Below are 11,710 nucleotides of genomic sequence, written 5' to 3' on the forward strand. Positions count from 1 at the left end.
CTTCGAGACGCACTCCTGCGGAGTGCTCCTCGGGACGAGGTCGGACTCTATCGCCGTTGGTGTCACGCTCGGCTTTGGAACGATCGGTTCGGGACCTCGATGACGGCAGGGCCTCCACCTCTCCCCACGGGAGAGGGTGAGAAGCCGAGCCGTTCAGCGGGAAACCGTGTCACATGCAGGTGCGCTCCAACTCCTCGAGCAGCGAAAGGGTCTCCTCGTCGTCCAGCGACTCGAGGATTTCGCGCAGCGTCGGCAGGTAGTTGTGCAGCACCCGGAGGTCGTCGTAGCCGCGGTCGTGGCCGAGCGCGCGCTGCTCCAGGAAATACGGCCAGAACGGGCTGTCGCCGGCCTCCGCGTGGCGCAGCACGCGGGCCATCACGGCCTCGGTCATGCCCTCGCAATCGATGTTCTTGAAGGTGACGTAGCGGTCCTGTCGCGACATGTCGGCTTTTCTACATTTTTCGGGCGAAAGGGCGGGGTGAACCGGGCGGCTGCCCGCCCGGCGCCCGCGTCGGTTCGGGGAGACCCGCCCGAAGCACGATCCGTGCCGGGCGTGCGGCAGGCCGGTTCCTTAAGCCGGCCGAAAGCGGCGTCCGCTAATCTCTGCGTCGCCCTCGCCACTCGGTTCCTGCCATGCCCGACCGCCCGTCTCCCGCGTCAGACATCTCGGCCTCGCTCCCGCCCGCCGGGGGCGAAGAAAAGAATCCGAGGCGGCTGGTGGGGGTGATCTGCCTGTCGCTCGCGCTCGGCTATCTGGTGTTTCTCGCCGGCAGCGTGCTGCAGGGATTCTGGCTGGTCGGGCCGGACGGGCGGCCGGTCGCCAACGACTTCGTGATGGTGTGGGCGGGCGGCAGGCTCGCGCTCGACGGGCAGGCGGCCGCCGCCTGGAACTGGGAGACCGCCAAGACGGTCGCGGTCGCCGCGGTCGGCCACGACTATGACGGCCTCTATCCGTGGTTCTATCCGCCGGCCTATCTGTTCGTCGCGGCGCCCTTCGCGACGCTGCCGCTCGTGCCGGCGATGCTCGCTTGGCTCACCGTCACCGGGCTCGCTTATGCGCTGGTGGTGCGCGGCTTCGTCGGCGGCGGCCTCGGCCTGCTGGTCGCGGCGGCCGCGCCCGGCGCGCTGTGGAATCTGGTCGCGACCCAGAACGGCTTTCTCACCGCGGCGCTCTTCGGCGGCGCGTTGCTCTCACTCGAAAGGCGCCCGGTTCTGGCCGGCGTGCTGTTCGGTATTCTGACCATAAAACCGCAGCTCGGGCTTTTGGTGCCGCTGGCGCTGCTCGCGGGCGGCCATTGGCGCACGATCGTCGCCGCGGTCGTGACGACGCTTCTGCTCGCCGCAGCCTCGGCGCTCGTTTTCGGAACCGACGTGCTGGCGGCGTACGTCGCCTCGCTGCCGGTCGCGACAAAAATCAACCTCGCCGAAGGCTTGGTCGGCTGGGCAAAGCTGCAGAGCGTTTTCGGGCTGGTGCGGCTGCTCGGCGGCAGCCAGCTCGTCGCAACGCTGGTGCAGGGGGCGGTGACGCTCGCCGTGGCGGCGGTGATCGTCGTGCTGTGGGCACGCAAGCGGACGCCGATGGATTTGAAGGCGGCGGCGCTCGCCTGCGGCGCGCTGCTGGCGACGCCCTATGCCTTCGTCTACGACCTCGCGGTGCTGACGATCCCCGCCGCCGTGCTGATCCGCCGCGGCATCGACGACGGCTTCTTTCCCCGCATCGAGATCGTCGGCCTGTTGCTCGCCGCGGCGCTGATCCTGTCGTTCCTGGTGGTGCCGGTGCAGGTCGGGCTGGTCGCCACCGCAATCGTCATGCGGCTGGTGCTGCGCCGGGCCTTTGCCGCCCGCCCCGCCTGAGCGTCACGCTCTGCGCGGCACCGCGCGCAGCGCCTGCGCGAGCATCCGCGGGCTCACCGGCTTCTGCAGATAGGCGGTCATGCCGGCGGCGCGCGCGATCGCCTCGTCGGTCTCGCCCGACCGGCCGGACAGGCCGATCACCGGCACCTCGCCCGCCGCCCCCGGCAGCGCGCGGATGCGCCGCGTCGCCTCGAACCCGTCGATCCCCGACAGCACCACGTCCATCAGCACGATATCGACCGACCCGTCTTGCTTCAGCATCTCGACCGCCTCCTCGCCCGAGCCGACGAAGCGCACGTCGTGGCCGAGCTCGCACAGCACCGTCTCGAGCACCACCCGGCCGTGCGCGTTGTCCTCCACGCACAGCACCCGCAGCGGCGTCGTGTCCCCCATCGGCTCGGCCGCAGGCGTCTCCGGCTCGTCCGCGGCATCGCCCGCCGAAACCCCCGTCAGCGTCACCGTGAGCGCAAAAGTGCTGCCCTGGCCCGGCACGCTGGTCACCGTGACGTCGCCGCCCATCGCCCGCGCGAGCCGGCGCACGAAGGCGAGCCCGAGCCCGGCGCCGCCGAATTTCTCCGCCACCCGCTCGCTCGCCTGGGCGAAGGGCCGAAACAGCCGCCGGATCTCCGCCGGGCGCATGCCGATGCCGCTGTCGGTGACGGCGATCGTCACCCGGTGGCCGCCCTCGACCGCCGTGTGGTCGACCTCGAGCCCCACGCCGCCGGAGGCGGTGAACTTCACCGCGTTGTCGAGCAAGTTCTCGATCGCGCCGCGCAGCCGCACCTGATCGCCGATCACGACGGTCGGCAGATCCGCGGCGATCGTGGCCGAGAAGGCGATGCCCTTCGCCTGGGCACGGGCGGCGGCCGAGGCGGCGGCATCGGCCGCGGTGCGGGCGAGATCGAACGGCTCGCGCCGCAGCACCAGCCCGGCTTCGGCTGCGCGCGCACCGTCGACGATCAGCGAGGTGAGCGCGGTCAGATGCTCGGCCGAGCTCTTCAGCGCCGCCACCCAGGCGCGCTCGCGCTCGCCGAGGTCGGACATCGCCAACAATTCGCTGATCGCCAGAATGCCGGTGAGGGGCGTGCGGATGTCGTGGGCGAGCGCCGCCACCACCCGCTCGAAGGCGCGGGCGGCCGGGTCTTCGCCACGGCGCTGCCGCCGCGTGCCGCCCGACGGAGGACGCTTGCGTCGTCTGGAAGCGGCAGGAGGCTCGGCCACGCGCCTTCCACTCGTCGCGCCCGGCGATCACATCGTCGCGATCTCGGCCGCCGGACGCCCCGGCCGAGGCACCAATGGTGCAGGACGATCCGCCGCACTCGGTGCCGGCGAACGGCCGGCCCCGAATCGACCCGTTTGTTGGACCGTCTTCTTATTCGGTCTATGCTGCGGATGAAACCGTCATATTTTGGCGCGCTCGGAGGATTCCTCCCTGCGACGCCGTGCAGGGCATCGACGACGCGGGGGTGCGTGCATGGCGAAGCCGCTCGAGTTCGCGACCCTTCTCGGGACCAACGCGCTGTTCTCGGGGCTGGGGCCGGAGGCGCTCGCCGCGATCGCGCGGCTGTGCCAGATGCGCAAGCTGCCGGCCGGGCAGACGCTGTTCGTCAAGGGCGATCCGGGCGACGCGCTGTACGGCGTGCGGCGCGGCCAGATCCGCATCGAGACCGGCACGCCGAGCGGCGAGCGGATGACCATCGAGATGTTCGGCGCCGGCGACGTGTTCGGCGAGATCGCCGTGCTCGACGGGCGGCCGCGCACCGCCGACGCGGTGGCGCAGGAGGACTGTGAGCTGTTCGTGCTGCCGCGCGCCGAGTTTCTGAAAACGCTCGAGCAGGACGGCCGGCTGGCGATCCGCATCATCGAGCTTCTGTGCGGGCGGCTGCGCTCCACCAACGAGCGCACCGAGGAGATGATGTTCCTGCCGCTGTCGGTGCGCCTCGCGCGCCGGCTCGCGGCGCTGGTCGCCGATTTCGGCGCCGAGCTTCAGATCACCCAGGACGAGCTGGCCGGACTGGTCGGCGTCACCCGCGAGAGCGTCAACCGTCAGCTCCAGGAATGGCGGGCGAGCGGCATCGTCGAGCTCGGCCGCGGCCGCATCCGCGTCGACGTGCAGCGGCTTGCCGATACCGACCACAAGGCGTAACGTGACGCAAATTTGTTTCGTTATCTGCATAAATTCGTCTCGACGTCGCACCGAACCATTGCGACCCTCGGCGCGACCCTTCATTGCCGGCCGGCGCCGATCGATCCGGTGCGACCTGTGAGCTCTGCTCGTCGACCGCCGCGACCGCGGCGGCATCACCTTATCGCCACCACACGGGTTCTTCCGCATGATCCTCACTCCGAGCACGCGGCGGACGATGGCGACGGTCCTCATCCGCACGGCTTTTCTTCTTCTTCTCCTCCTCCTCCTGGTCGTCGGCGGTGCAGTCGGCGTGGCGCGCGCGGCCGAGGAGCCCGCGGGCGAGCCCGCCGGCGAGGCCCCGGGCAAGCCCGTGGGCAAAGCCGCCACCGAGGCCGCGGCCAAGGGCGTGCCGGTGATCGTGACGCGGGCAAAAACGGCGTGCTTCTCGAGCGCGGTGCATGCCAACGGCCTGTTCGTCGCCCGCGCCGAGGCGATGGTGGTGCCCGAGCAGGAGGGCTTTCGCATCGGCCAGGTGCTCGCCCGCCCCGGCGACACCGTGACCGCCGGCCAGCCGGTCGCCCGGCTCACCCGCGCCGACGGCGCCGGCACCACGCTGCGCGCGCCGGTCGACGGGCTGGTGATCGAGAGCAACGCCGTGCTCGGCGCGCTCGCCTCGCCGCGCGCGCCAGACCCGCTGTTTCGCATCGCGCTCGACGGCGAGATCGAGCTGACCGCCGAGGTGCCGAGCCTCTATCTGCCGAAGATCGAGCCCGGCCAGACCGCCCGCGTCGAGTTCGGCGACGGCCGCGACATTCCCGGCCGCGTGCGGCTGGTGCCGACCGAGATCAATCCGGTGAGCCAGCTCGGCCCGGTGCGCATCTCGATCGAGAACGATCCCTCGCTGAAGATCGGCGGCTTCGCCCGCGCGACGATCGACGCGGCGCGCAGCTGCGGCGTCTCGGTGCCGCGCGCGGCGGTGCATTTCCGCACCGAGGGCGCCACCGTCCAGGTGGTGAAGGACCGCACCGTCGAGACCCGCACCGTCAAGGTCGGGCTGGTCTCGGGGCAGGGCGCGGAAATCCGCGACGGGGTCGCCGAGGGCGAGGTGGTGATCGCGAACGCCGGCGGCTCGCTGCGCGACGGCGACAAGGTGCGCCCGATGGTGCGCGACGACACCACCGGCCAGCTCGAGGAGCCGTGAGATGAACATCTCGGCATGGTCCATCCGGCGGCCGCTGCCCGCCATCGTCTTCTCGATCGTCACCGTGCTGCTCGGCTGGATGAGCTTCCAGAAGCTGCCGATCACCCGGCTGCCGAGCGTCGACCTGCCGATCGTCTCGGTGGTGGTGAGCCAGTTCGGCGCCTCGCCCGCCGAGCTCGAGGAGCAGGTCACGAAAGTGATCGAGGACGGCGTCTCGGCGATCGCAGGCGTGCAGCACATCCAGTCGTCGATCACCGACGGGCTGTCGACCACCATCATCAGCTTCAATCTCGACGCCGACCCGGACCGCGCACTCAACGACGTCAAGGACGCGATCACCCGCGTGCGCGGCAGCTTGCCGAGCGGCATCGTCGAGCCGATGGTGCAGCGCCAGGAGGTGGCGGGGCTGCCGATCGTGACCTACGCCGCGATCGCGCCGGGAAAGACGCCCGAGGAGCTGTCCTGGTTCGTCGACGACGTGGTCAAGCGCGCGCTGCAGGGGGTGCGCGGGGTCGGCCGGGTCGAGCGCATCGGCGGCGTCGAGCGCGAGATTCTGGTCTCGCTCGATCCCGACCGGCTGCAGGCGGTGGGGCTGACGGCGGCCGGCATCTCCGAGCAGCTTCTGAAGAACAACGCCGACGTCGCCGGCGGCCGCGCCGAGATCGGCGGACGCGATCAGGCGATCCGCACCATGGCGGGGGCGACCTCGCTGGAGGGGCTCGCCGGCACCACCTTCGGCCTGCTCGGCGGCGGCGAGATCCGGCTCGACGACCTCGGCGTCGTCACCGACACGATCGCCGATCCGCGCACCTTCGCCCGCCTCGACGGCGAGCCGATCGTCGCGTTCGGCGTGCTGCGGGCCAAGGGCGCGAGCGACGTCACCGTCGCCAAGGGCGTCGAGGAGCGGGTCGCGCGGATCCGCGAGGCGCACCCGGAGGTGCGGCTCGAGCTGATCGATTCCTCGGTCGAGCACACGCTCGGCAATTACGAGAACGCGATCTCGACGCTGTTCGAGGGCGCGGCGCTCGCCGTCATCGTGGTGTTTCTCTTCCTGCGCGACATCCGCGCCACCGCGATCGCCGCGATCGCGCTGCCCTTGTCGATCTTCCCCGCCTTCTGGGCGATGGACGTGCTCGGCTTCTCGCTCAACCTCGTGAGCCTGCTCGCCATCACGCTGTCGACCGGCATTCTGGTCGACGACGCGATCGTCGAGATCGAGAATATCGAGCGCCACATCCAGATGGGGAAGTCGCCCTATCAGGCCTCGATGGACGCCGCCGACGAGATCGGCCTCGCGGTGATCGCGATCAGCCTGACGATCGTCGCGGTGTTCACCCCGGCGAGCTTCATGGGCGGCATCGCCGGCCAGTTCTTCAAGCAGTTCGGCATCACCGTGTCGGTGCAGGTGCTGTTCTCGCTCCTGGTCGCGCGCATGGTGACGCCGATGCTCGCCGCCTATTTCCTCAAAGCGCACCCGAAGAAGGAGGAGCGGCAGGGCGCCCTGATGCGGCTCTACACCCGCGTGCTCGAGTCGTCGGTGCGCTGGCGCTATCTCACCGTGCTGATCGGGCTCGGCCTGTTCGCCGCCTCGGTGTGGAGCATCACGCTGCTGCCGTCGGGCTTTTTGCCGCCGCAGGACACCGCCCGCTCGGTGATCGCGATCGAGCTGCCGCCCGGCACCCAGCTCTCCGAGACGCAGGCCGTCACCGAAAAAATCACCGCGATCCTGAAGAAGCGGCCCGAGGTGCGCAGCGTGTTCGTCGACGGCGGGCGGATCCCGCCAAAAGTCACCGAGGTGCGCACCGCCGCGCTGATCGTCAACTACACGCCCAAGAAGGAGCGCACGCTCACCCAGCAGGCGCTCGAGCAGGCGATCGGCCGCGACCTCGCCGACGTGCCGGACATCCGCTACTGGTTCCTCGACGAGAACGGCCTGCGCGGGCTGGCGCTGATCGTCACCGGGCAGGATCCGGGCACGGTCGCCAATGTCGCGGCCGAGCTCGCCAACCAGATGCGGCGCCTCTCCTCGGTCGCCAACGTGGTCTCGACCGCCGCGCTCGACCGGCCGGAGCTGCGCATCATGCCGCACAAGGCGCTGGCGACGCGGCTCGAGGTGAACACCGAGACGCTCGCCGCGACCGTTCGGGTGGCGACCATCGGCGACGTCGGCCAGCGGCTGGCGAAATTCGATGCCGGCGGCCGGCTGATCCCGATCCGGGTGATGATCGCCGACAGCGGGCGGGCCGATCGGCAGGTGCTCGAGCAGCTCCGGGTGCCGACGCTGCGCGGCACCACCGTGCCGCTGATCGCGGTCGCCGACATCGAGCTGGCGCAGGGGCCGGCCTCGATCTCGCGCTACGACCGCCAGCGGCAGGTGAGCGTGGAGGCCGATCTGGTCGGCGGCGCGGCGCTCTCCCAGGCGCTCGCCGAGATCGATGCGCTGCCGGTGATGCAGCATCTGCCGGCCGGCGTGAAGGTGAACCAGTCGGGCGACGCGGAGGCGATGCAGGAGCTGTTCGGCGGCTTCGCCGCGGCGATGCGCGACGGCCTGATGATGGTCTATGCGGTGCTGGTGCTGCTGTTCCACGGGTTCCTGCAGCCGATCACCATCCTGTTCTCGCTGCCGCTGTCGATCGGCGGCGCCATCATCGCGCTGTTGATCGCGCATCTGTCGATCAGCATCCCGGTGGTGATCGGCATTCTGATGCTGATGGGCATCGTGACCAAGAACGCCATCATGCTGGTCGACTTCGCGGTGGAGGCGGTGGCGCACGGCATGGATCGCACCCGGGCGATCATCGAGGCGGGCCAGAAACGCGCCCGGCCGATCATCATGACGACGCTCGCGATGGTCGCCGGCATGACGCCGGCCGCACTCGCGCTCGGCGCGGGCGGCGAGTTCCGCTCGCCGATGGCGATCTCGGTGATCGGCGGGCTGGTCGTCTCGACGCTGCTGTCACTCTTGTTCGTGCCGGCGGTGTTCACCGTGATGGACGATGTCGGGCGCGGCTTTGCAAAGCTCGGCAAGATGGTGATCACCGGTCACGAGGCGCATGGCGGGGCCGGGCCGGGCACCGGGAAAGACGAGCCGCCGGGCGCGCCGCCGCCGCCCGCCGGGCAGGCGACGGCGAAGCGGGAGAAACAGCCCGAAAAGCCGGACGAGCCCGAAAAACCGGAGAAGCCGACGCCACGTCCGGCGCCGCCGCGCGGCTTGTTCGGCTGGCGCTGATGGCGCCGAGGCGGCGCGATCACGGCGGCGGCCGAGCGCCAATGACCTCATCCTGAGGGTCGCCGAAGGCGGCGTCTCGAAGGATGAGGCCCGAGCCTTACCATCGTTCGTGCCCTCGTCCTTCGAGACGCACTCCTACGGAGTGCTCCTCTGGACGAGGTCGAACTCTGTTGCCGTTCGTCTCAGATCCGCCGCAGCGGATTGGTGATCGCGAGCAGAAACCCGAGCGCGCCGAACCCGGCGCAGGCGAGAAACACCGCGCGGAACGCCGCGCCGATGTCGCCGCGCACCGCCGCGATCGCCGCCGGCGACGATGCGTCGACCCCCGGCCGCGCGTGCTCGAGCATCGCCGCGAACGCATCCAGCGCCGCCGGATTCTCGGCCGACAGCACCGCGAACAGCAGCGTGCTCACCAGCGCGGTGCCGAGCCCGGCGCCGATCGAGCGCGAGAACTGCACCGACGCCGCCGCCTCGCCGAGCCGCGCGCGGCCGGCTGCGCTCTGCACCGTCACCTGCACCACGCCCATCACCGTGCCCATGCCGAGGCCGGCGAGAAACATCGCGGCCGCGAGCGCCGCGGTCGGCACCGCCGCGCCGAAGGTGGCGAAGAAGATCTGCACCGAGGTCGCGATCGCGAGGCCGGTGGCGGGAAACACGGTGGTGCGGCCGGTGCGGCTCATCAGCCGCCCGGTGCCGATCGAGCCGAGCCCGAGGCCGAGGGTGAGCACGGTGAGCAGGAGGCCGGTCCGCGACGGCGAGACGCCGTGCACCACCTGCAGATAGACCGGCAGGAAGGTGATCATCGACACCAGCGCCGCGCCGTGGCAGGCGGCGAGCGCGTCGCTGCGCCAGATCGCCGGCTGGCGCAGCAGAGTGAACGGCACCACCGGCGAGGCGGTGCGCGTCTCGTGGCGGATCAGAAGCACGGCAGCGATCACGCCGCAGGCGAGCAAGCTCGCGGCGAGCGGCAGGGCGGAGAGGTCGGCGTGCTTCATCTGCTCGAGCGCGACCAGCGTGGTGGCGACGAACGCCGTCAACAGCAGAAGGCCGCCGGGATCGGACCGCCACGCCCGCCCCTGCGCCGCCCGCACCGGCAGCCGCACCGTGAGAAAGATCGCGACGATGCCGAGCGGGATGTTGATCAGGAAGATCGACGGCCAGCCGAAATGCTCGGTCAAGTATCCGCCGGCGACCGGGCCGACCGCGTTGGCGGTGACCACGACGGTCGCGAGCCATCCCTGCCAGCGCGCCCGTTCGCGCGGCGGCACCGCCTCGCCGACCAGCGCCTGCGACAGCGTCATCAGCCCGCCGCCGCCGAGCCCCTGCAGCACGCGTGCCGCGGTGAGCAGCGCGACGCTCGGCGCCGCCGCGCACGCGACCGAGGCGAGGATGAAGATCGTCAGTGCGACGAACATCAGCCGGCGGCGACCGAACGCGTCGCCGAGCCGGCCATAGAGCGGCGCGGCGATGGTCGCGGCGATCAGGTAGGAGACGACGATCCACGGCGCCCGCTCGATGTCGCCGATGTCGGAGGCGATCGCCGGCAGGGCGGTCGCGACGATGGTCTGGTCGATCACCGCCAGGAACATCGGCAGCATGATCGAGGGGAAGATCACCAGGAACGCGGAGCGGCGTTCGCCCGCCGGGGGAGTGGCGGCGGGGTCCGGCTCGGGAATGTCGGTCACGGAAGGCGTCCGGAATATGTTGGCCGGTTCCGGCTGGTGCCACGGAACGGGCGAGGGCGCAACGGCTCGGGGTCACTTTGCATGTTTTTCTGCAAAGCGGCGCCACCGCGCACGCATGACGGCCGCGCGGCGCCCGGCGGCCCGAGGGCCGAGCGGCGACGTCGGACCGGAAAAGTGTTTCCGCTCGTCCCCGCGAAAGCGGGGACCCAGCGCCACCCCGAACGGCCGACCGGATCCCGCGTCCGCACGAGCGGAGCGTCGGGCGACGTCACGGAAAGCTGCTCCGATCTTCCCGCCATCCGACCGCGGAAAAGGTCGGCACCGGGTGGCGAAATCCCTTGAGCGACAGCTCACCGACCGGCTCCGCCTCGCAGGCGGGTCCGGCGGCGGTGCGCAGCCGCTGGTCGATCAACACCTCGCCGGGTTTCGCCGCCGCGCACAGCCGGTGCGCGAGGCTCACCACCGGGCCGATCGCGGTGTATTCCCGCCTTCCCTCGAAGCCGATCTCGCCGAGCGTCGCAAAGCCGAGCGCCGCCGCCGCGCCGAAGCCGATCGCGTGGCCGCGCTGCCGCCAAACCTCGCCGAGCTCGTCCATCGCGTCGCGCATCGCCAGCGCGAGCCTGACGCCGCGCGCGGCATGATCGCGGCAGGGCAGGGGATCGTTGAACAGCACCATCACGCCGTCGCCGGCGAACCGCTCGAGCGTGCCCTCGCAGGCGAACACCAGCTCGCCGACCGCCTGGTGATACTCGCGCAAAACGGTCGTCACGTCCTCCGGCGCGCTGCTCTCGGTGAAGGCGGTGAAGCCGCGCAGGTCGCAGCACACGACGGTGATCTCGCGGCGGTGGCTCTCCAGCATCGCGCCGCCGCTGCTCGCCACCAGCTCGGCGACCTGGGGCGGCAGAAAGCGACGCAGCCGGCCGATGCGCTCGATCTCGGCGACCTGGGCGGCGACCTTCTCCTCGAGCGACGCGTTGACCACGGCGAGCTTTTCCGCCTGCTCGGCGAGTGTCCTCGCCTGCTCCTGGGCGAGATCGTTCAGCGCCTTGATGCGCAGCAGCGAGCGCACGCGGGCGACCAGCGCCGCCTGCTCGAACGGTTTCGTCAGATAGTCGTCGGCGCCCGCCTCGAGTCCGGCGATCACGTCGCGGATGTCGGCGCGCGCGGTCACCAGCACCACCGGCACGAAGCGCAGCGTCGCGTCCGCCTTCAGCTCCTCGAGGACCGACAGGCCGTCGCGCTTCGGCATCATCACGTCGAGCAGCACGAGGTCGGGGTTTTCCGCACGCGCGCGGGCGAGACCCTCGTCGCCGTCGGCCGCCGTGATCACGTCGTAGCCTCTGGCCTCGAGCCTGACCTTCAGGATCTCGAGGTTTTCCGGCGCGTCGTCCACCGCCAGAATTTTCGGCGGGTCGTTCATGAGACGGGCGTCCGGAGGGGAGAGCTGCGTTTTCCATCGCTCGATACGCAGAATACGTCGACGACGTGTCGGCTGGCGATCGAACGATGCCCCGGATGCTGCGCCACTCCCTCTCCCCGCACGCGGGGAGAGGGTCGGGGTGAGGGGCGGACAGGCCGGAGCAAACGGAAAATCCCCCGCCACCGCGACGGCG

At 70.7% G+C, this 11,710-nt stretch carries 8 protein-coding genes; 4 read left to right on the forward strand and 4 right to left on the reverse strand.

The window, feature by feature from the left end:
- Positions 1-169: 169 nt before the first annotated feature.
- Positions 170-442, reverse strand: a complete 273-nt coding sequence (cowN, locus tag A33M_RS21430) for a N(2)-fixation sustaining protein CowN (RefSeq protein WP_008391902.1) — start codon at positions 440-442, stop codon at positions 170-172.
- Positions 443-717: 275 nt separating this feature from the next.
- On the opposite strand from cowN, the gene A33M_RS21435 reads away from it, so the two are divergent.
- Positions 718-1,854, forward strand: a complete 1,137-nt coding sequence (locus tag A33M_RS21435; protein ID WP_008391904.1) for a glycosyltransferase family 87 protein — start codon at positions 718-720, stop codon at positions 1,852-1,854.
- Between the two features lie 3 nt (positions 1,855-1,857).
- On the opposite strand, the gene A33M_RS21440 is transcribed toward A33M_RS21435, so the two are convergent.
- A complete protein-coding gene (locus A33M_RS21440; RefSeq protein ID WP_008391906.1) occupies positions 1,858-3,075 on the reverse strand; it encodes an ATP-binding protein in 1,218 nt (405 codons plus the stop codon).
- Between the two features lie 253 nt (positions 3,076-3,328).
- On the opposite strand from A33M_RS21440, the gene A33M_RS21445 reads away from it, so the two are divergent.
- The 3 genes from A33M_RS21445 to A33M_RS21455 all read left to right on the forward strand — a co-directional run bounded on the left by A33M_RS21445 (position 3,329) and on the right by A33M_RS21455 (position 8,412).
- Positions 3,329-4,000, forward strand: coding sequence for a Crp/Fnr family transcriptional regulator (locus A33M_RS21445; RefSeq protein WP_008391909.1), 672 nt, complete (start codon positions 3,329-3,331; stop codon positions 3,998-4,000).
- 217 nt (positions 4,001-4,217) lie between these two features.
- Positions 4,218-5,183 carry an efflux RND transporter periplasmic adaptor subunit gene (locus tag A33M_RS21450; RefSeq protein WP_040622491.1) on the forward strand — a complete coding sequence of 322 codons (966 nt, stop codon included), beginning with the start codon at positions 4,218-4,220 and terminating at the stop codon, positions 5,181-5,183.
- 1 nt (position 5,184) lies between these two features.
- On the forward strand, positions 5,185-8,412 hold the full coding sequence (locus tag A33M_RS21455) for an efflux RND transporter permease subunit (RefSeq protein WP_008391912.1): 3,228 nt from the start codon (positions 5,185-5,187) through the stop codon (positions 8,410-8,412).
- Positions 8,413-8,594: 182 nt separating this feature from the next.
- On the opposite strand, the gene A33M_RS21460 is transcribed toward A33M_RS21455, so the two are convergent.
- Together A33M_RS21460 and A33M_RS21465 are read right to left on the reverse strand one after the other, a co-directional pair.
- Positions 8,595-10,097 carry an MFS transporter gene (locus A33M_RS21460; RefSeq protein WP_008391914.1) on the reverse strand — a complete coding sequence of 501 codons (1,503 nt, stop codon included), beginning with the start codon at positions 10,095-10,097 and terminating at the stop codon, positions 8,595-8,597.
- Between the two features lie 268 nt (positions 10,098-10,365).
- A complete protein-coding gene (locus A33M_RS21465) occupies positions 10,366-11,517 on the reverse strand; it encodes an adenylate/guanylate cyclase domain-containing protein (RefSeq protein WP_008391916.1) in 1,152 nt (383 codons plus the stop codon).
- Positions 11,518-11,710 lie beyond the last annotated feature (193 nt).

It is taken from the genome of Rhodovulum sp. PH10 (assembly GCF_000293785.1).
Lineage (GTDB): Bacteria > Pseudomonadota > Alphaproteobacteria > Rhizobiales > Xanthobacteraceae > Rhodoplanes.

Bases quoted from the DNA above. Each gene is read 5' to 3' on its own strand.
- A33M_RS21450 (WP_040622491.1), top strand. From the start codon at position 4,218: ATGGCGACGGTCCTCATCCGCACGGCTTTTCTTCTTCTTCTCCTCCTC.
- A33M_RS21445 (WP_008391909.1), top strand. From the start codon at position 3,329: ATGGCGAAGCCGCTCGAGTTCGCGACCCTTCTCGGGACCAACGCGCTG.
- cowN (WP_008391902.1), bottom strand. From the start codon at position 442: ATGTCGCGACAGGACCGCTACGTCACCTTCAAGAACATCGATTGCGAG.
- A33M_RS21465 (WP_008391916.1), bottom strand. From the start codon at position 11,517: ATGAACGACCCGCCGAAAATTCTGGCGGTGGACGACGCGCCGGAAAAC.
- A33M_RS21455 (WP_008391912.1), top strand. From the start codon at position 5,185: ATGAACATCTCGGCATGGTCCATCCGGCGGCCGCTGCCCGCCATCGTC.